Annotated in this window: 16 protein-coding genes and 1 pseudogene; 9 read left to right on the forward strand and 8 right to left on the reverse strand. The window is 67.8% G+C overall.

Annotation, left to right across the window (positions count from 1 at the left end; all coding sequences use genetic code 11):
• Positions 1–27 precede the first annotated feature (27 nt).
• Together glyA and D7252_RS10580 are read left to right on the forward strand one after the other, a co-directional pair.
• Entirely contained in the window at positions 28–1,302 is a 1,275-nt protein-coding gene (gene glyA, locus D7252_RS10575; protein WP_120775360.1) for a serine hydroxymethyltransferase, read from the forward strand.
• Complete coding sequence (locus D7252_RS10580) at positions 1,299–2,177, forward strand: bifunctional methylenetetrahydrofolate dehydrogenase/methenyltetrahydrofolate cyclohydrolase (protein WP_120775361.1); 879 nt, start codon at positions 1,299–1,301, stop codon at positions 2,175–2,177. The genes glyA and D7252_RS10580 overlap by 4 nt, the downstream gene beginning before the upstream one ends.
• Before the next feature lie 36 nt (positions 2,178–2,213).
• Here the strand turns inward: D7252_RS10580 and D7252_RS10585 are convergent, their stop codons facing one another.
• The 7 genes from D7252_RS10585 to D7252_RS10615 all read right to left on the reverse strand — a co-directional run bounded on the left by D7252_RS10585 (position 2,214) and on the right by D7252_RS10615 (position 9,626).
• The gene (locus D7252_RS10585; protein ID WP_120775362.1) at positions 2,214–2,936 is read right to left on the reverse strand and encodes a DUF6882 domain-containing protein; all 723 of its coding nucleotides are present in this window, start codon (positions 2,934–2,936) and stop codon (positions 2,214–2,216) included.
• A 117-nt stretch (positions 2,937–3,053) separates the two neighbouring features.
• Positions 3,054–3,854, reverse strand: coding sequence for an HpcH/HpaI aldolase/citrate lyase family protein (locus D7252_RS10590; protein ID WP_120775363.1), 801 nt, complete (start codon positions 3,852–3,854; stop codon positions 3,054–3,056).
• Positions 3,839–4,624 (reverse strand): 2-keto-4-pentenoate hydratase, encoded by a 786-nt coding sequence (locus D7252_RS10595; protein WP_120775364.1) that lies wholly within the window; start codon positions 4,622–4,624, stop codon positions 3,839–3,841. Before D7252_RS10595 ends, D7252_RS10590 begins: the two co-directional genes overlap by 16 nt.
• Positions 4,625–4,701: 77 nt before the next feature.
• Entirely contained in the window at positions 4,702–5,838 is a 1,137-nt protein-coding gene (gene hpaD, locus D7252_RS10600) for a 3,4-dihydroxyphenylacetate 2,3-dioxygenase (RefSeq protein ID WP_120775365.1), read from the reverse strand.
• Positions 5,839–5,929: 91 nt separating this feature from the next.
• Positions 5,930–7,426, reverse strand: coding sequence for a 5-carboxymethyl-2-hydroxymuconate semialdehyde dehydrogenase (gene hpaE / locus D7252_RS10605; protein WP_120775366.1), 1,497 nt, complete (start codon positions 7,424–7,426; stop codon positions 5,930–5,932).
• The gene (locus D7252_RS10610) at positions 7,423–8,109 is read right to left on the reverse strand and encodes a GntR family transcriptional regulator (protein WP_183055262.1); all 687 of its coding nucleotides are present in this window, start codon (positions 8,107–8,109) and stop codon (positions 7,423–7,425) included. Before D7252_RS10610 ends, hpaE begins: the two co-directional genes overlap by 4 nt.
• Positions 8,106–9,626 carry a fumarylacetoacetate hydrolase family protein gene (locus tag D7252_RS10615; RefSeq protein WP_120776910.1) on the reverse strand — a complete coding sequence of 507 codons (1,521 nt, stop codon included), beginning with the start codon at positions 9,624–9,626 and terminating at the stop codon, positions 8,106–8,108. Before D7252_RS10615 ends, D7252_RS10610 begins: the two co-directional genes overlap by 4 nt.
• 116 nt (positions 9,627–9,742) lie before the next feature.
• Here D7252_RS10615 and D7252_RS10620 point away from each other — a divergent pair.
• The 7 genes and pseudogenes from D7252_RS10620 to D7252_RS10650 all read left to right on the forward strand — a co-directional run bounded on the left by D7252_RS10620 (position 9,743) and on the right by D7252_RS10650 (position 17,306).
• Positions 9,743–11,121 (forward strand): annotated as a pseudogene (locus tag D7252_RS10620) (MFS transporter).
• A gap of 30 nt (positions 11,122–11,151) precedes the next feature.
• Positions 11,152–13,023 carry an FAD-dependent monooxygenase gene (locus D7252_RS10625; RefSeq protein ID WP_120775367.1) on the forward strand — a complete coding sequence of 624 codons (1,872 nt, stop codon included), beginning with the start codon at positions 11,152–11,154 and terminating at the stop codon, positions 13,021–13,023.
• An 82-nt stretch (positions 13,024–13,105) separates the two neighbouring features.
• Positions 13,106–14,089, forward strand: coding sequence for an ABC transporter ATP-binding protein (locus tag D7252_RS10630; RefSeq protein WP_120775368.1), 984 nt, complete (start codon positions 13,106–13,108; stop codon positions 14,087–14,089).
• A complete protein-coding gene (locus D7252_RS10635; protein ID WP_251050691.1) occupies positions 14,086–14,886 on the forward strand; it encodes an ABC transporter permease in 801 nt (266 codons plus the stop codon). The genes D7252_RS10630 and D7252_RS10635 overlap by 4 nt, the downstream gene beginning before the upstream one ends.
• 9 nt (positions 14,887–14,895) lie before the next feature.
• Complete coding sequence (locus tag D7252_RS10640) at positions 14,896–16,101, forward strand: sensor histidine kinase (RefSeq protein ID WP_259461089.1); 1,206 nt, start codon at positions 14,896–14,898, stop codon at positions 16,099–16,101.
• A complete protein-coding gene (locus D7252_RS10645) occupies positions 16,098–16,727 on the forward strand; it encodes a response regulator transcription factor (RefSeq protein WP_120775369.1) in 630 nt (209 codons plus the stop codon). The genes D7252_RS10640 and D7252_RS10645 overlap by 4 nt, the downstream gene beginning before the upstream one ends.
• 198 nt (positions 16,728–16,925) lie before the next feature.
• The gene (locus tag D7252_RS10650) at positions 16,926–17,306 is read left to right on the forward strand and encodes a VOC family protein (RefSeq protein WP_120775370.1); all 381 of its coding nucleotides are present in this window, start codon (positions 16,926–16,928) and stop codon (positions 17,304–17,306) included.
• Between the two features lie 100 nt (positions 17,307–17,406).
• On the opposite strand, the gene D7252_RS10655 is transcribed toward D7252_RS10650, so the two are convergent.
• Complete coding sequence (locus D7252_RS10655; protein ID WP_183055263.1) at positions 17,407–18,981, reverse strand: HNH endonuclease signature motif containing protein; 1,575 nt, start codon at positions 18,979–18,981, stop codon at positions 17,407–17,409.
• Between the last annotated feature and the right edge of the window lie 254 nt (positions 18,982–19,235).

Below are 19,235 nucleotides of genomic sequence, written 5' to 3' on the forward strand. Positions count from 1 at the left end.
TCGAATCCGTCGTCAGAGGAGCATGTCATGACCGATCGTTACTTCAACGCCCCGCTCGCAGAGGTAGATCCTGAGATCGCCGAGGTCCTCGACCGCGAACTGAAGCGCCAGCAGACCTTCCTCGAGATGATCGCCTCGGAGAACTTCGTCCCCGTCTCCGTGCTGCAGGCGCAGGGTTCGGTCCTCACCAACAAGTACGCCGAGGGCTACCCCGGTCGGCGCTACTACGGCGGCTGCGAAGAGGTCGACGTCGCGGAGGAACTGGCGATCGCCCGAGCCAAGAGCCTCTTCGGCGCGGAGTTCGCGAACGTCCAGCCGCATTCCGGAGCTTCGGCGAACGCCGCCGTCCTGCACGCCATCGCGCGCCCCGGCGACACCCTGCTCGGTCTCTCGCTCGACCAGGGCGGACACCTCACGCACGGCATGAAGATCAACTTCTCCGGTCGTCTCTACGACATCGTCGCCTACGGCGTGAACCCCGAGACCTCCACCATCGACATGGAAGAGGTGCGTCGGCTCGCGATCGAGCACAAGCCGAAGGTGATCATCGCCGGCTGGTCCGCCTACCCTCGCACGCTCGACTTCGCCGCTTTCCGCGCGATCGCCGACGAGGTGGGCGCCCTGCTCTGGGTCGACATGGCCCACTTCGCCGGCCTCGTCGCCGCAGGCCTGCACCCGAACCCGGTGCCGCACGCCCACGTCGTCTCGTCGACCGTGCACAAGACCATCGGCGGGCCGCGCTCCGGCTTCATCCTCACCAACGATGCCGACATCGCGAAGAAGATCAACTCGGCCGTGTTCCCGGGTCAGCAGGGTGGTCCGCTCATGCACGTGATCGCCGCGAAGGCGACGGCGTTCAAGCTCGCCGCGACGCCCGAGTTCAAGGAGCGCCAGGAGCGCGTGCTGCGCGGTGCGTCCCTGCTCGCCGAGCGGCTGTCCCAGCAGGATGTGAAGGATGCCGGCATCGCCGTCCGCTCGGGCGGCACCGACGTGCACCTGGTCCTGGTGGACCTGCGGGATGCCCAGATCGACGGCAAGCAGGCCGAAGACCTGCTGCACGACATCCACATCACCGTGAACCGCAACGCGGTGCCGAACGACCCGCGCCCGCCCATGGTCACCTCGGGTCTGCGCATCGGCACACCCGCGCTCGCCACCCGTGGTTTCGGCGACGCGGAGTTCACCGAGGTCGCCGACATCATCGCTCTCGCGCTGCTTCCCGGCGCCGACGTCGAAGCTCTCCGGGCACGTGCGGACGCGCTCGCCGCGGCGTTCCCGCTCTACCAGGACCTGCAGCAGTGACCGCTGTCGTCCTCGACGGGAAGGCGGCTGCGGCTGCGATCAGGGCCGAGCTCACCGAGCGGGTCGCTGCGCTGAAGGCCCAGGGCATCACGCCCGGTATCGCGACCGTCCTCGTCGGAGCCGACCCGGCCTCGCAGCTCTACGTCGGCATGAAGCACCGGCAGTCGGAAGCGATCGGGATGAACTCGATCCAGCGGGAGTTGCCGGCGCATGCCACCCAGGCCGATGTCGAAGCGCTGATCGACGAACTCAACGCCGACCCGCTGTGCCACGGCTACATCGTGCAGCTGCCGCTGCCGAAGCACATCGACACCGACGCGATCCTCGAGCGGATCGACCCGGCGAAGGATGCCGACGGACTGCACCCGACCAACCTCGGGCGGCTCGTGCTGAACGTCAACGGCGAGATCCACACCCCGCTGCCGTGCACGCCGCGCGGTGTGATCGAGCTGCTGCTGCGCAACGGCTACGACCTGAAGGGGAAGCACGTCGTCGTCGTCGGCCGTGGAGTGACGATCGGCCGCTCGATCGGCCTGCTGCTCACGCGGCGCGACCTCAACGCCACGGTTACGCTCACCCATACCGGCACCGTCGACATGCCGCGCTACCTGCGCGAGGCCGACGTGATCGTCGCCGCTGCCGGGGTCAAGCACCTCATCCGTGCGGAGGACGTCAAGCCGGGGGCTGCCGTGCTCGACGTCGGCGTGACGCGCGAGACCGACCCGGAGACGGGTAAGAGCCTGGTGTTCGGCGATGTCGCTCCCGATGTCGCCGAGGTCGCCGGCTACATCTCGCCGAACCCCGGCGGGGTCGGGCCGATGACGGTGGCGCTGCTGATGACGAACGTCGTCGAGGCGGCCGAGCGGCTCGCCTGACAGCACCCTTGCTCCGGTGCGACCGGAGCGGGCGGTTCAGCCTTCGGAGTGCAGCGAGCTCTCGATGCCGCTGATGCGCGCCTGCTCGTCGAAGCGGAACGTGGTCGACCCGGTGGCGTCGACCACGTTCGCGCCGGAGAACGCCTCGTCGGTCCACGTCAGGGTCCAGCCCGCCAGGCGAGCGAGGTCCCACACAGCGGTGCGCGCGTCCGTGAACGCGGTCGCCGCAAGGATCCGGGGGAGGGCGATGGTGGCATCCGCGACGGTCAGTGCGGGAAGCGGCGCGTCGAGGAGGAACACCGCGCGCGTACCGCCGCCGACAGGGGCGGAGTAGTACGGGGCGCGTCCCGTGAGCTCGACGGCGACGCCTCCGATGATGTGTGCCGCCCGCGCGATCCAGTCGTCGTCTCCCGCGGCGTCAGCGGGGAACGGGACCTCCGCCGTCGTCAGTTCCGCGATGCCGTGCTGGGCTCCGTACGTTTGCAGCTGCGCCGCGACTCCGTGCGCATCGCCCTGCGGGTGCGCCCACGCCCACAGCGTCGAGCGGGGCCCGGGCGCGATCGTGGCGATCAGGTGCGCGCGCGTGACCAGCTGGCGCGAAGGATCGGCGTTCGCCGTGAAGGTGATGGTGCCCGCAGCCATGTCCGCATCCCAGCGGTGCTCGCCGAGAGCGTCGGTGGCCGCCGAGAGAGCATCCTGGCGGAGCGCGGTGAACAGGGCGGCACGGTCGGCGAGGGGCTGGAGCGCGGCGAAAGTCATGCTGACAGTCTCGCGCGCGTCGCTATGAATACGCCAGCGTCAGCTCATCGACTTCCGAATCGCGCCCGTGGTCCGATCCTCTGCCGGAACGTGACCATCTGCGCGATGCCAAAGCCGTCAATAGCTTTCGCGCTCCGCGTCGTCGGACACGATGAAGCGGGACGCCAGGGCTTCGGATGCTCGGGCGAGCAGAGCCACGTCAGCACCGACCGCGACGAAGTCGGCCCCGGCGGCGAGGTAGGCGTCGGCGGCCCCAGGGTCGAACGCGTTAACCCCCACGGGTTTTCCGGCGGTCTTGACCGCGGCGAAGACACGCTCGACGGAGGCGACGACTTCCGGATGCGTCTGCCGTCCCAGAAGCCCCATCGACGCCGACAGGTCCGAGGGGCCGACGAACACGGCGTCCACGCCGTCGACGGCGGCGATGTCGGCGGCGGCATCCACACCGGCCACCGTCTCGATCTGCACCGTCAGTGAGGTGTGGGTGGCGGCCTCCTGAAGGTAGCCCTCGACGCGATTCCACCGCGCGCTGCGGGCGAGTGCGCTTCCTACACCGCGCACCCCTTCGGGCGGGTAACGGGTCGCCGCCACGGCCGCGCGAGCTTCTTCGGCGGACGACACCATGGGGACGATGAGGTTCTGCGCGCCGAGGTCGAGGACCTGCTTGATCGCGACGGCGTCGTTCGACGGCACGCGCACCACAGGAGTGATCGGGTAGGCGGCGACCGCCTGCAGCTGCAGAAGCACCGTCTCGAGCGTGTTCGCCGAGTGCTCCATGTCGATGAGCAGCCAGTCCAGTCCAGAGCCAGCGGCCACTTCGGTGACCAGGGCACTCCCCGAGCACGCCCACATGCCGACGAGGGCACGGTCGGACGCGGCCAGCCGCTCGCGGAAGGACGGGTCTAGACGAAGCGACATGCGATTGTTCCCATCGGTCCGTAGTCGCACAGCACCTCGTCGCCGCGCGACACCCACATCGGGCGTGTGAACGATCCTGCCAGGATGATCTCGCCTGCTTCGAGACGCGCGCCGTGCTGGTGGAACTTGTTCGCCAGCCACGCCACGCCGGTGGCAGGGTGGCCGAGGACACCGGCCGCCACGCCCGTCTCTTCTATCTCGCCGTTGCGGGAGAGGACGCCGGGAACCCACCGAAGATCGATCTCGTCCGGGCGGCGGTGTTCGGAGCCCAGCACCATCGCCCCGTATGCGGCGTTGTCGCTGATGGTGTCGATGATCGTGCGCCCCTCGAGTTCGATGTGCGAATTCAGCACTTCGAGGGCCGGAACGGCGTAGTCGATCGCCGCGAGCGCATCGTCGAGCGTGCAGCCCGGGCCTTCGAGTGGATGCTTCAGCACGAAGGCGAGCTCCACCTCGATGCGGACGTTCGAGTAGTGATCGACCGGGATCTCGGCCCCGGACTCGTACACGGTGTCGTCGAACATCACCCCGTAATCGGGCTCGGTGATGCCTGTCGCCTGCTGCATCGCCTTGGATGTCAGGCCGATCTTGCGTCCGACGAGCCGGCGCCCTGCGGCGATCTGCGAATCACGCCAGACACCCTGGATCGCGTAGGAGTCCTCGACCGTGGCGTCGGGGTGGCGCGCGGTGATCCGTGGGATCACGCCGTGCGTGCGGTCGGCTTCCGCGAGTTCAGCGGCGATCTGCGCAACGGTTTCCGGGGGCAGCATCCATGTCTCCGATCTTCAGGGGTGGGGCGTTTCGTCTCGCTGCGCTCGCTCAACGACCGGGTGGTGTGGTGGGGTGTTCAAAGCTGGTTGCCGAGCTTCTTCTCGCCGTCGTCCGGTCGAGTGTAGGAGAAGCCGTCGGCTCCGATGGTCACGGCCATCTCGCTGGAATCGGACCGGGCGACCACCGGTTGGGGGTTCCCGTCGAGGTCGAGCACGAGCGACGCCTCGGTGTACCACGACGGCACGACGGGGTTGCCCCACCAGTCGCGGCGCTGGTTGTCGTGGACGTCCCAGGTGATGACCGGGTTGTCAGGGTCACCCGTGTAATAGTCCTGCGTGTACACCTCGACACGGTGCCCGTCCGGGTCGCGCAGGTACAGGTAGAAGGCGTTCGAGACGCCGTGGCGACCCGGGCCCCGCTCGATCGCGTCGGAGCGTCGCAGCGCGCCGAGCTTGTCGCAGATCGCGAGGATGTTGTGCTTCTCGTGCGTGGCGAAGCAGACATGGTGCATGCGCGGCCCATCGCCACCTGTCATCGCGGTGTCGTGCACCGTGGGCTTGCGCCGCATCCATGCCGCGTAGACCGTGCCCTCGTCGTCCTGGATGTCCTCCGTCACGCGGAAGCCGAGGTCTTGCATGAACTTCACGGCGCGCGGCACGTCAGGGGTGACCTGGTTGAAGTGGTCGAGGCGCACCAGCTCCCCGGGGATGTGCAGGTCATAGCGCCAGGACATGCGTTCGACGTGGTCGGCCTGGTGGAAGAACTCGTAGGGGAAGCCGAGGGGGTCGACGACACGCACCGAGTCGCCGATGCCCTTGACGAAGCCGTCGGGGCTGCGTCGCACGTCGCATCCGAGCTCCGTGTAGAACTCGACGGCACGATCGAGGTCCTCGGGCGCGCGCACGCGGTAGGAGAAGGCGGCGACCGCGGCGAGGGGGCCCTTGCGCAGCACCAGATTGTGGTGGATGAACTCCTCGGTCGAGCGCAGGTAGATCGCCTCGTCGTCCTCCTCGGTGACATACAGACCGAGAACGTCGACATAGAACTGCCGGGACGCGGCCAGGTCGGTGACGACGAGCTCCATGTAGGCGCAGCGGAGGATGTCCGGCGGCGAGCTCTCGGGAGTGGTGACCGGGTTGTCCGAGCGGATCGGCGCCTCCTGAGACACGTAGTATCCGGCCGAGGTGAGGGTCATGTCTTCGCGGTGGGTCATGTCAGCGTCCTTGCTTCATGTTTCGGTCGCAGTTCGTGTCGCCTCGAGTGAGGGTCGGCGACAAGAACTGCGACCGGAGCGGAGGGGAGGGTCAGTTCTTGCCGAACGTCGGGTTGTGAGCGCCGCCGAGCGTGATGTGGACGCTCTGCTGATCGGTGTAGAAGTCGATCGAGCGGTAGCCGCCCTCATGGCCGAGGCCGGACGCCTTCACCCCGCCGAACGGTGTGCGAAGGTCACGCACGTTGTTGCTGTTGAGCCACACCATGCCCGCCTCGACCGCCTGAGAGAAGTTGTGCGCTCGCGTGAGGTCGTTGGTCCAGATGTAAGCGGCGAGGCCGTACTTGGTGTTGTTGGCCAGGGCCAGCGCCTCTTCGTCGGAGTCGAACGGGGTGATGGCGACGACCGGTCCGAAGATCTCCTCCTGGAAGATGCGGGCGTCGGGGGCGACGTCGGCGAACACGGTCGGGGCCACGAAGTTACCCTCGTCGAAACCCTCCGGTCGGCCGCCGCCGGCGACGAGGCGCGCCTCGCTCTTGCCGATCTCGACGTAGCTCATCACCTTGTCGTAGTGCTCCGGGTGCACGAGAGCGCCGACTTCGGTCGACGGGTCGTGGGGGTAGCCGACCTTCACACGCTTCGCCTGGGCGGCGTAGCGCTCGACGAACTCCTCGTAGATCGAGCGCTCGACGAGGATGCGGGACCCCGCCGTGCAGCGCTCGCCGTTGAGGGAGAAGACGCCGAAGATCGTGGCGTCGACGGCAGCCTCCAGATCGGCATCCGCGAAGACGACCGCTGGCGACTTGCCGCCGAGTTCCATCGAGAGCCCCTTCAGGAACGGTGCTGCGTTGGCGAAGATGATCTGCCCGGTGCGGCTCTCACCGGTGAACGAGATGAGGGGGACGTCGGGATGCTTCACCAGGGCGTCACCGGCTTCTTCGCCGAGCCCGTTGACGAGGTTGAACACACCCGGGGGGAGGCCTGCCTCCTCGAAGATGCCGGCCCAGAGCGACGCCGACAGAGGGGTGAACTCGGCGGGCTTGAGCACGACCGTGTTGCCGGTCGCGAGGGCGGGGCCGAGCTTCCACGACTCGAGCATGAACGGGGTGTTCCACGGCGTGATGAGTCCGGCGATCCCGATGGGCTTGCGATTGACGTAGTTCATCTGGCGACCGGGAACCTTGAAGGCATCGTCGGACTGCGCGACGATCAGGTCGGCGAAGAAACGGAAGTTCTCGGCGGCGCGGCGAGCCTGGCCGAGCGCCTGAGTCATCGGCAGCCCCGAGTCGTAGGATTCCAATTCCGCCAGGCGGGCGTCGCGCGACTCGACGAGGTCGGCGATGCGGTGCAGCACTCGGCTTCGCTCGCGGGGGAGCATCCGTGGCCAGGGACCCTCATCGAAGGCGCGCTTCGCCGCGGCGACGGCGAGCTCGATGTCGGCCTTCTTTCCCGAGGCCGCGGTCGTGTAGGTCTTGTTCGTCACCGGGTCGAGCACGTCGAACGTGTCTCCATCGACCGAGTCGACGAAGGCACCGTCGATGTAGTGCTGGATGTGGTCAGGAAGATCGGCGGGGATGCGCGAATCGGTCATGATGCTTCTCCTGTGGCGTGGGCGGAACGGGCGTGCAGGGCATCGAGGAACGCGTCCCTCGTGCGCCAGCGGTGCTTGCGGGCGGCGAGCTCGATTTCGAGAGAGTCGGCGCCCTCGCGGATGAGCTGCAGGATCTGCGCGTGCTCCTCCACGGAGTGCCGGGCGCGACCGGGCACGGACGCGAACGTGGTGTCGCGGATGCCCGACAGCCGTGCCCACCCTCGGTGCACGAGGTCGAGCAGGTGCGGGTTGGGGCAGGGCTCGAACAGCACGGAATGGAACTGGCGATTCAGCTCGGTGAACATGTGCGCGTCGAAGTGGTCGAGCAGCCGCGCCATCCGGTCGTTGACGTCGGATGCCGCCTCGAGCGCGTCCGCGTCCAGCAGCGGGGCCGACAGAGCGGTGGCTGCCCCCTCGACCAGCCCGAGTGTCTGCATCGTATGTGCGTACTCGCTCTCATCGACGAGAGTCACCCGCGCTCCGACGTTGCGCTCGAACGTCACCAGCCCTTCGGCTTCCAGGCGGCGGATGGCTTCACGCACCGGGACGACGCTCATCCCGAGTTCGTCGGCGATGGGACCGAGCACGAGCCGGTAGCCAGGACCGAAGGCGTGGCCGGAGATGCGCGAGCGGATCCAGGCATAGGCCTGCTCGGACTTGCTGGCGCTGGACACCGTGGTCACGAGCGGTTCTCCGAGCGCGCGTCCCGCTCGAACCGCGCGCGCCACTGGGCGTCGAGAGGGAACAGCCCATCGACAGGGTGCCCTGCAGCGACCTGTTCGGCGATCCACGCGTCTTCGATCTCCTGTGCGAGGGTGGCGTCGACGACCTCGTCGGCCAGGCTCGGCGGGATCACGATCACGCCGTCGCCGTCGCCGACGATGATGTCACCCGGCTGCACGGTCGCGCCTCCGCAGGAGATGGTGATGTCAGAGTCCCACGGGACGTGCTTGCGGCCGAGAACCGAGGGGTGGGCGCCCTGCGAGAAGACCGGAAGCCCGATCTCGGCGACCGCGTCGAAGTCTCGTACGCCGCCGTCCGTGATGACTCCGGCCGCTCCACGCGTCTGCGCGCGGAGCGCGAGGATGTCGCCGAGGGTGCCCGTCGTCGCATCGCCGCGGGCCTCGATCACGATGACCTCGCCCTCGTCGACGGCGTCGAAGACGCGCTTCTGGGCGTTGTATCCGCCGCCGTGGGTGGCGAAGAGGTCTTCGCGGAACGGCACGAAGCGCAGCGTCTTGGCTGTGCCGACCACTTTGGTGCCGGGGATGTTCGCGGAGACACCGTCGATGAAGCAGGAATGGTGACCGCGTTTGCGGAGCTGGGCGGACAGCCCGGCGGTGGGAGCATCCATCAACTTGGCGCGGAGCTCGGGGGAGAGTGGGGCGCGTTCCGTCTCGTTTCGCTCGCTCGATGAACGGGTTTCAGTGGCGAGCCCCGCCTCTTCCCGAGATCCCCATGCCTCTGCGCGCTGCAGATCATCGACGGCGGGGAGGGAGCCGAGATCCGGGTAGAACGGGACATCGCCCTGGGTGACGGTGGTGATGAGGCGGCTGGAACTCGGGGCGCCCTCGGCATCCGGGGCGTCCACCTCGATCTCGACGACATCGCCGGGGACGATCACCGACGATCCGGCTGGGGTGCCGGTGAGGATCACGTCGCCCGGCTCGAGGGTGAAGTGCTGGGAGAGGTCTGCCACCAGCTGCGCGAGCGGGAACAGGAGGCCGGCGGTGGTGTCTTCCTGGCGCAGCTCGCCGTTGACCCAGGCGCGCACGCGGAGCGCAGCAGGGTCGACGGTGCGCGCGTCGATGAGTTCCGGGCCGAGGGGGGTGTAGCCGTCGCCGCCTTTGGAACGGACGTTGGACCCCTTGTCGTTCGCCCGCAGGTCGTACAGCCCGAGGTCGTTCGACGCGGTGACGCCCGCGACGTGCGTCCAGGCGTCGGCGAGCGAGACGCGCCGCGCCGCCGTACCGATCACGAGAGCGATCTCGCCTTCGAATGCGAGCAATTCGCAACCGGCGGGCCGCTCGACGGTGCCGCCTGTGACGCCGACGGAGCTGGCCGGCTTGAAGAAGTAGGAGGGGGCGGCGGGGCGCCGACCTCGCTGATCGGCGCGGGACGCGTAGCTGAGGTGAATCGCGATGATTTTGCCGGGTCGGGTCAGGGGATCCGTCACGGGGCGCCTCCTCGCGCTTGTCATCGACGCTTGTGCGTCGTATTCGAAATCATATATCATCGGAACATTCCCCGGCAAGCACTCGGATTCCCGTCCATCGCGAGCCGTGACAATGCAGTCACAACCAAAGGAGACACCCCATGAGCGGGCAGTCACAGGCTGGGTTCACCCCCACCGGCACCATCGCGACGACGGCGGATCGCCGCCGCGTCGTGTTCGCCACCGTCGTCGGCACCACGGTGGAGTGGTACGACTTCTTCATCTACGCCACGGCCGTCGGCCTCGTCTTCGGTCAGCTCTTCTTCGAGCCGCTCGGCGCCAACAGCGCGCTGATCGCGTTCGCCACGGTCGGTGTCAGCTTCCTCTTCCGCCCGTTGGGAGCGTTCCTCGCCGGTCACTACGGCGACAAGTTCGGTCGCAAGACGGTTCTCATGTGGACGCTCATCCTGATGGGGGCGGCGACTGCGCTGATCGGCGTGCTCCCGACCTACGAGGCCATCGGAGTGGCGGCACCCATCATGCTGGTGCTGCTCCGCATCCTTCAGGGGATCTCGGCCGGCGGCGAATGGGGCGGCGCGGTGCTGATGGCCGTCGAGCATGCGCCGCGGAAGAAGCGCGGCATCTTCGGCTCCTCCCCGCAGATCGGCGTCCCGCTGGGGCTGCTGCTCGCATCGGGTGTGATGGCTCTGATGACGGTGATCGCTCCGGGCGACCAGTTCCTCGCCTGGGATGGCGCGTCCCGTTCCTCCTCAGCGTCGTGCTGATCCTGGTCGGCTACTACGTGCGCCGCAAGGTCGAGGAGAGCCCGGTGTTCACCGAGCTCGCCGAGCGCAAGGAGAAAGCGCGGATGCCGATCGTGCAGCTGTTCCGCAAGCACGCACTCCTCGTGGTGATCGCCGCGTTCGTCTTCGCGGGCAACAACGCGGTCGGCTACATGACCACCGGCGGGTACATCCAGGGATACGCCACCAACCCGGAGGGGCCGATCGGGCTCGAGCGGGGGCCCGTGCTCTGGGCTGTCGCGGGCTCTGCGGTGACCTGGTTGTTCTCGACCCTGCTGGCAGGGTGGGTGTGCGACCGCATCGGCCGACGCACGACCTACATCATCGGCTGGGTGATGCAGCTCGTCGGTGTGTTCACCCTGTTCCCGCTGGTCAACACCGGGGAGATCGGCCTGCTGTTCGCCGGGCTCGCGATCCTCACCATCGGACTCGGCTTCACCTACGGCCCGCAGGCGGCGCTGTACACCGAACTGTTCCCTGCCAGCATCCGCTTCTCGGGAGTCTCGATCTCGTACGCGATCGGTGCCATCGCCGGTGGGGCCTTCGCCCCGACCATCGCGACCGCGATCGTGCAGGCGACAGGCTCGACCCAGGCGGTCACCTGGTACCTGGCCGGTATGACGGTGCTCGGCCTGATCGCGACGCTGCTGCTGCGCGATCGTTCCGGCATCCCGCTCGGGCCGGACCATGAGGATGAGCAGGCGGTGAGCCCGATCTACGGTCTCGCCAAGGCCTGACCTCCACGCAGTCGGAAGGAATCGACGACGATGCAGTTCCACCACCACGGGTATGTCTCGGGCGACCCCCGAGTGCAGGCCGCCGCGGGAATCGGCTCCCACCGCCCGACCGACCTGCCGGGCGAGATCGATGTGCTCATCGTGGGCTCAGGGCCTGCGGGGATGCTGCTCGCCGCGCAGATGTCCCAATACCCGGACATCTCGACGCGCATCATCGAGAAGCGCGACGGCCGCCTCCCGCTGGGCCAGGCCGACGGCATCCAACCGCGCAGCGTCGAGACGTTCCAGGCCTTCGGCTTCGCGGAGCGGATCATCGCCGAGGCGTACAACATCGGGTGGATGAACTTCTGGGGGCCGAACCCCGAGAACCCCCGCGAGATCGTCCGCACGAACCGCACCGGCGACTACGCCTACGACATCTGCGAGTTCCCGCATCTGATCGTCAACCAGGCGCGCGTGCTCGACTATTTCGCCGAGGCGGCGGTGAACGGGCCCGGGCGCATCACGCCCGACTACGGCATCGAATTCGTCGGGCTCACGGTGCACGACGAGAGGGAGTATCCCGTCGAGGTGCGGCTGCGGTACGCCGCCGGGGAGCGCGTCGGCGAGGAACGCACGGTCCGGGCGAAGTACGTCGTCGGCAGTGACGGGGCCCGCAGTGGCGTGCGGCAGGCCATCGGTCGGACACACGTCGGAGCGAGCGCCGCACACGCCTGGGGTGTGATGGATGTTCTCGTGAACACCGACTTCCCGGACTGGCGCACGAAGTGCGCGATCAACTCCGCGGCCGGCAACATCCTGCACATCCCACGCGAGGGCGGCTACCTGTCGCGGATGTACATCGACCTGGGCGAGGTCGCCGACAACGACGACCACCGTGTGCGGCAGACGCCGATCGAGGAGATCATCCGCAAGGCGAATGACATCCTGCATCCCTACACGCTCGACGTGAAGCAGGTCGCCTGGCACAGCGTGTACGAAGTCGGCCATCGGGTGACCGACGGCTTCGACGACGTGGTCGACGGATCGGGGCGGACCCCGCGCGTCTTCTTGACCGGCGACGCCTGTCACACGCACAGTGCGAAGGCCGGTCAGGGGATGAACGTGTCGATGCAGGACGGTTTCAACCTGGGCTGGAAGTTGGGTTCCGTGCTGGCCGGTCGCGCCCCCGAGAGCCTGCTGGCGACGTACGGCGCAGAGCGGCGTCCGGTCGCGCAGCAGCTGATCGACTTCGACCGGGAGTGGTCGTCTCTGATGGCGCGGAAGCCGGAGGAGATCTCCGACCCCAACGACCTGGCGACCTACTATCTCGCCACCGCGGAGTTCCCGTCGGGGTTCATGACGCAGTACGCGGAGTCGATGATCACCGGTTCTGCCGCCCACCAGGAGCTGGCAGCGGGCTTCCCGCTCGGCAAACGGTTCAAGTCGGCCGAGGTGATCCGGGTCGGCGACGGCAATGTGGTCCACCTCGGGCATCACGCACGAGCGGACGGCCGGTGGCGCGTGTACGCCTTCGGGGATCGTTCGGGCGCCGCGCTCGCCGCATGGGCGGAGCAGGCCGGGTCGCTGTTCGCGCGATTCACACCGTCGGATGCTGACGCCGACGCGGTGTTCGATGTGAAAGCGATCCACCAGCGGCCGTACGAAGACGTCGAAGTCACGACGAGTCCGGCTCTCTTCCAGCCGAAGACCGGCCCGCTCGGTCTCACGGATTGGGAGAAGGTCTACGCAGCCGGTCCGAGCAAGTGGACGGAGACCGACATCTTCGAAGCGCGCGAATTGTCGCGCGATGGGGTGGTGGTCGTGGTGCGCCCGGACCAGTATGTGGCGGGAGTGTTCCCGCTCGACGGTGTTGCCGAGCTTCAGGAGTTCTTGGAGGGGGCGCTGCTGCCTGCTGCCTGAGTCCGAAGACGTGACAGGTGTCATGTCGAGCGCATGACACCGCTCTCCGGCGCCGGATCGGGCCGCAGGCGAGGCTGGAGTCATGGGATCAGCACTCACGCATGACACCGCGCTGCGAGGCGCACCGACGCCGGCCACACGAGCGTCGGGTGTTCCGCCGGTCGTCGTGGAATTGAGCGGCATACGCCGCTCCTTCGGCTCAGGAGAGCGCACAGTGCGCGCCGTCGACGGTGTGGATCTCGTCATCCGCCGGGGAGAGGTCGTCGCGCTCCTCGGGCCGAACGGCGCCGGCAAGACGACCACGCTCGACATCCTTCTCGGTCTCGTCGAGCCCAGCGCCGGCACCGTCCGGGTGCTCGGCGATCATCCGCGGCGTGCGACGAGCGGAGGTTTCCTCGGCGCGGTGCTGCAGACAGGAGGCCTGCTCTCCGACCTGACCGTTCAGGAAACCGTTCAGCTCATCGCCTCGCTGTATGGCGCGGAAGCCCTCGCCCGCGTGCCCGAAGTCCTGACCAGAGCCGATCTGGTTCCGCTCGCCCGAAGACGCATCTCGAAGTGCTCCGGCGGAGAGCAGCAGCGCGTCAAGTTCGCGCTCGCCATGGTTTCCGACCCGGACATCCTGGTGCTGGATGAGCCGACGGCCGGTATGGATGTCACGACCCGTCGCCACTTCTGGGACGTCATGCGCGCGGACGCCGACGCCGGGCGGACGATCATCTTCGCGACGCACTATCTCGAGGAAGCCGAGCAGTTCGCGCGCCGCACGGTCGTGATGCATCGGGGTGCGATCGTCGCCGACGCATCGACGTCTCGGCTGCGTGCGGAACTGGGCGGGAGGACGGTCTCAGCGACGATAGCTCCCGACAGGGCGGACGACGTTGCCGCTTCGCTGGGCGAATGCGAGGGGGTCGTCGACATTCGATGGGACGCGGATCGGCTCAGTCTCCGCGCGTCCGATTCGGATGCCGTGGCCCGAATCCTGTTCGGCGCCGGGGCGCACGACCTCGAGATCGCAGCCCCCACGCTCGAAACCGCCTTCACCGCACTCACGGAGGAACGACCATGACGATCTCACCCACGACGATCTCGCCCAGAACGATCTCACCGACGACGATGTCACCGACGATGCTGCGCATCGAGGGCATGCGCCAACTCCGCAACCCCTACACGCTCGCGTTCACCCTGGGGATGCCCGTGGCGATGTACCTGCTCTTCGGGGTGAGCATGGGGTACGGCAGCCTCTCTGCAGGCAACGGCAACGTGTCGTTCTACATCATGGCGTCCATGGCCGCGTATGGGACCGCGGTGGCGATGAGCTCACTGACCTCCCTCGCCGCGATCGAGGCGAATCAGGGCTGGGGTCGACAGCTCGCGCTGACACCGTTGACGACCGTGGGGTACGCCCTCACCAAGCTGACGACCGCCGTCGGCTTCGCCGCGTTCGCACTGCTCGCGGTCTTCACGGCGGGCTGGCTCACCGGCGCGACGGTGGACGGGGCCTGGCGGTGGGCGGCGACGGCCGGGATCATGCTCAGCCTCGGATTGGTCTATGGGCTGTACGGCCTGGGCGTCGGGTTGTTCTTCAGCTCGGAATCCGCCGCGGCTCTGGCGTCGATCTCGATGACGTTCTTCGCGTTCTTCGGGAACGTGTTCATGCCGTTGGACGGAGTGATGCTCGACATCGCCCGGTTCACGCCACTGTACGGATTCGTCGGGTTGAGCCGGTGGCCGCTCACCGAGGGGCAGTTGACCACGGGGCAGACCGACCAGATGTGGATGCTGTTGCTCAATGTCGCTGTCTGGCTCGTCGTGTTCGTGCTGCTGGTGGTCGCCGGCGTGAGACGTTCGCGTGCGCGACAGTAGGTTGGACGGGTGGTGAAGCGATCGGGGGCCGAGCGGCGGGCTTCGACTGAGCGCCGTCGAAACGTGACGACCCTCGCGGCGGCCGGCGCGCCACCGGCAGCCTGGGCTGCACCGGGGGCACGCACAGGCACGGTGAACGATCCGTGGGCCCGGTTCGGTTGGCTCATGGCGGTCGTCTGGCTGATCTTCCTCATCTACCCGGTACTCGCTTTGGTGCGATCGGAGGCGCCGATCGCCTGGGTGGTCGTCGGGTGGGTTGCGCTGGTCGCGTTCGCGGTGTTCTACGTCGTCGGTTTCCTCTACGGCATGCGCAGTGGAGGTGGGCTCGGAAACGCCCCGTTGCCGATGCAGTGGGTCACCTTCGCTGCGCTCATCGTGTGCGCCTTGCTGTCGGTGCCTGCTGAGGGCGGATCCGCGCTGAGCTTTCTGCCCTTCATCATGTCGTTCGCCTCCTACGGGCTCACTCGACCGTGGCACTGGATCACGACCGGCACTGCTGTCGCGGTCACCGCACTGTGCGTGTTCCTTCTTCCGGGTGGCATCTCCTACCTGTCGATGCTCGCGATCGTCGCGCTGTTGGGCGTGGTGAACACTGTGTCGACGTGGCTCATCCTCCGATCCATCGAGGCAGAGCGGCTCGGTCTCGAGCTCGCGACCAGCGAGGGGCGCGAGGCCCTGGCCCGGGATGTCCATGACCTGATCGGCCACTCGCTGACCGTCGTCGGACTCAAAGCACAGCTCGCCCGGCGCCTCATGGACAGCGATCCGGAGCGCGCGAAAGCGGAGCTGTCCGATATCGAGCAGCTGACAGCCGAGGCGATCGCCGGCGTCCGCACGACCGTCGCGGGTGCGCGGGGAGCGACGCTCGTGGAGCAGCTCGCCGCCAGTCGCGATGCACTGCAAGCCGCCGACATCGACATGGAGGTCGCCGGCGCGCCTGACGCGCTGTCTTCCGTGCAGGCTTTGACGGCGAGCTGGGTTCTGCGTGAGGCGACGACGAATGTGATCCGGCACTCCGCGGCGTCGATCGTTCGAGTGGCAATGGCACCCGGGAGCCTGGTCGTGGAGGACAACGGCGTCGGCCTCGCCGTCGGTTCCGGGGAGCGAGAGGGCAACGGCATCCGCGGTATGCGTGAACGAGCAGGAGCGGCCGGTGCCTCCTTCGGGTGCGCGTCTGCAGATGGCACCGGAACCCGCGTGGAGGTGACCTGGTGAGCGCAGGGAACGAAGGTGGCAGCATCCGCTTGGTGATCGCCGATGATCAGGCCCTGGTGCGTGGGGCGCTCGGGGCTCTGCTCGAGCTCGAGGGCGATCTCGAAGTGTGCGCGATGGCAGCGGACGGTGCCGAAGCGATACGGCTCGTCGGCGAGATCAAGCCCGATGTCTGTCTGATGGACATCCAGATGCCAGGGACGGATGGAGTCGAGGCGACCAGGGGTATTCGCGCGGTCAGTCCTTCCACGCGGGTGCTGATCGTCACGACCTTCGCGAGGCCCGGATACCTGCGTGCCGCGTTGGACGCGGGGGCGAGCGGATTCCTCGTCAAGGACACGCCCGCCGAGAAGCTCGCAGAGGCGGTGCGCAGAGTTCATTCCGGGATGCGCGTGGTCGATCCGGTCTTGGCGGAGGAGAGTCTCTTCGACGGGGTCAACCCGCTGAGCGAGCGGGAGCAGGCGGTGCTCCGTCTTGCTGCTGACGGGCGCAGCGCCGCCGCCATCGCTTCGGAGGTCTTCCTGTCTTCGGGCACTGTGCGCAATCACCTCTCGGCAGCGATCGGAAAGACAGGAGCGGCGAACAGAGCACAGGCAGTGCGGATCGCACTCGACAAGGGTTGGCTGTGACGGCGCGGTTTAGCTGACTACGGCGGTGGGCTGACTGCCCGGTGAGCTGACGACGGCGTGGTGGGCCGACTACGGCGGGGGATGCCTGCGGCGTGGGCTGACTGCGGGCGTGTGTGAGATCGCTGGCGCGGTGTCGGCTCTCGGGCGTAGCCTGTGACGCGGCGCGGGCGACGGAGCCTGCCAGGAGGAGTTTGCGTCATGGATTGGAAGATCGAGCTCATCTTCGTGCCGGTGTCGGATGTCGACCGGTCCAAGGAGTTCTACGTGAAGATCGGCTTCAACGCGGATCACGATCACACGCCGACAGAGGGGTTGCGGTTCGTGCAGATGACGCCGCCCGGATCGGCATGCTCCATCGCCTTCGGGACGGGCCTCGATACCGGTCTGCAGCCTGGACAGCAGAACACGATTCAGGTGGTCGTGCCCGACGCCGATGAGGCTTTGGCACATCTGCGCGATCTCGGGGTGGAGGCGCAGGGCGTCGACGAGCAGGCGTGGGGTCGTTTCGTGACGTTCGACGACCCTGACGGAAACACCTGGACCCTGCAGGAGCTGCCGGACTACGGCGCGCAGAACTGAGGCGGCGCGCAGTCGGCGGGTGCGCTGAGTGTGGTGGGCCCCTGGCGTGCTGGGTGCGTGCGGGCGCGCCTGGCTGGCGTGCTGAGTGCGAGCGGCCGGCCTAGCTGGCGTGCTGGGTGCGTGCGCGGGCGCGGGTGTGGTCGTGGGTGTGGGTGTGTCGTGGTGTGCGCCAGCGTCGGTGCGGGTCCCACCAGCCGGGTCCGCGGACGGAGGGGATGCCGTTGTGCATGCGGATCTCCCACCCTGATGTGTCGAGGGTGCGGTGGTGGTGCCAGCACAACGCGACCCCGTTGTCGGTACTGGTCGGCCCACCTCGAGCGTGCTCTTGGACATGGTGGATCTCACACCAGGATGCCGGAACATGACACCCCGGGATCAAGCATTCTTTATCTCGGAGAGTGATCGCGCGTCTCTGGTGGACGGTGAAGATCCGGTCGGTCGATCCGATACCGAGGATCCGCCCTTCCGGGTCGAACAGCACGCGTTGCACCATGCCCCCGCATGCGGTGTGGCGGGCGGTGCCGACGGTGACCGGGATGTCGGTCCCGTCGACGTGCGCCCACCCGCGCCCGGTCGCATAATCCTCCGCGGTGACAGACACCACGAGGGTCGGGGCGGCACCACCGAGGCGGGGCATCTCGTCGTGGCGGGCCGCGATACCGAGCGCTGCGGCGAGGGCGTCGTGCTGTTTCTGTGCGCGGGTTCTCGTGTCGACCATTCCCCCCGGGTCGCCGGCGGGAAGGTCATCGCCGGCCATCGCAGTCCGATCATCGGACCCGGCAGCATCGTCATCCGCACCGTCGTCAGTGGGTCGGAATGACACCCCGGGGGCGGGTGGCCCGTCGACCTTCGGGTTCAGATACGCGTCCCAGATGCGCTGCAACTGGGCGGCGACTTCGGGGAACAGGCGCCCGCTGAGGGGGATGAGGCCATCTTTCGCGCGCCCGAGGCTGACCCCGCGGCCGCGCATCGCGATGTCTTCTGCGGGTTCGGCACCATCGGGGTCGAGATACGCCAGGATCACCCGCGCCAACAACCGCAGATCCTCCGGCGTCGCCGCCGGCGCCACATCCGCATCCCCGTCCACATCCGCATCGGCATCCGCATCGAGATCGACGTCGGCGTCCGCCGCATCGTCCGCATCGGCATCCGCATCCGCATCTCCGTCCGCATCGGCATCGGCATCCTGGTGGAGTCCGCGGGCGAAGTCGGCCAACTGCGCATCCGCCCGCAACCGGTCTTCCGGGCTGATCCGCCGCCCGGCCTGCAGCAACGGCCCCGTCGCCGCCAACAACCCCTCGACCCCGATCACCCCGTCCAGCAGCGCCTCCCGCAACTGCGGCCACCGGGCAGGCAACGGCGCCCCCGAGGTGAACTCCACATCCCGCTCCACGACCTTCGCCGCCCTCACCACCCGCCCCGCACCCGCAGCATCCGTGCGCACCACCCGCTGCAGCACCTCGTTCATCGACCGGCACCCGAAGCCCCCAGGAAACTCCACATCCGCCGACGCGACCGCCTCGACCACCACCGCATCCACCCGCCGCGCCACCTCACCCGCGACCCGCAACAACTCCACCTTCTCAACATCACTCAACCCCGCCACCACCTCCGCATGCAACACCCGGTCAAGGCCGACACTGACCTGCCCGAGGGATCCGATGAGGTTGTCCATACCCCCTATCCAACCCACCACCACCGACATTCAAACCCGAAAAACCACCAGATCAGGGCGGTATTCCGGCATACCTCAGAAACCCACTAACCCTCCACAAACCACCCACAAACCCGACCAACCCACACACCCGCACCCTCACTCGGCGAGCACATAAACTGCCATCGGATAGCGCGGGAATCGACACAGGCGGGCGGGGGTCGACGGCTCACCCATGCGCGCCCTGGAGATCGCCGTTCCTGCGTTTCGAGACA

This window comes from Microbacterium sp. CGR2 (assembly GCF_003626735.1).
Lineage (GTDB): Bacteria > Actinomycetota > Actinomycetes > Actinomycetales > Microbacteriaceae > Microbacterium.

Excerpts from the sequence above, each read along its gene's own strand:
- glyA (WP_120775360.1), top strand. The coding sequence starts at position 28 with ATGACCGATCGTTACTTCAACGCCCCGCTCGCAGAGGTAGATCCTGAG.
- D7252_RS10585 (WP_120775362.1), bottom strand. The coding sequence starts at position 2,936 with ATGACTTTCGCCGCGCTCCAGCCCCTCGCCGACCGTGCCGCCCTGTTC.
- D7252_RS10590 (WP_120775363.1), bottom strand. The coding sequence starts at position 3,854 with ATGTCGCTTCGTCTAGACCCGTCCTTCCGCGAGCGGCTGGCCGCGTCC.
- D7252_RS10595 (WP_120775364.1), bottom strand. The coding sequence starts at position 4,624 with ATGCTGCCCCCGGAAACCGTTGCGCAGATCGCCGCTGAACTCGCGGAA.
- hpaD (WP_120775365.1), bottom strand. The coding sequence starts at position 5,838 with ATGACCCACCGCGAAGACATGACCCTCACCTCGGCCGGATACTACGTG.
- hpaE (WP_120775366.1), bottom strand. The coding sequence starts at position 7,426 with ATGACCGATTCGCGCATCCCCGCCGATCTTCCTGACCACATCCAGCAC.
- D7252_RS10615 (WP_120776910.1), bottom strand. The coding sequence starts at position 9,626 with ATGACAAGCGCGAGGAGGCGCCCCGTGACGGATCCCCTGACCCGACCC.
- D7252_RS10625 (WP_120775367.1), top strand. The coding sequence starts at position 11,152 with ATGCAGTTCCACCACCACGGGTATGTCTCGGGCGACCCCCGAGTGCAG.
- D7252_RS10630 (WP_120775368.1), top strand. The coding sequence starts at position 13,106 with ATGGGATCAGCACTCACGCATGACACCGCGCTGCGAGGCGCACCGACG.
- D7252_RS10635 (WP_251050691.1), top strand. The coding sequence starts at position 14,086 with ATGACGATCTCACCCACGACGATCTCGCCCAGAACGATCTCACCGACG.
- D7252_RS10650 (WP_120775370.1), top strand. The coding sequence starts at position 16,926 with ATGGATTGGAAGATCGAGCTCATCTTCGTGCCGGTGTCGGATGTCGAC.
- D7252_RS10655 (WP_183055263.1), bottom strand. The coding sequence starts at position 18,981 with ATGGACAACCTCATCGGATCCCTCGGGCAGGTCAGTGTCGGCCTTGAC.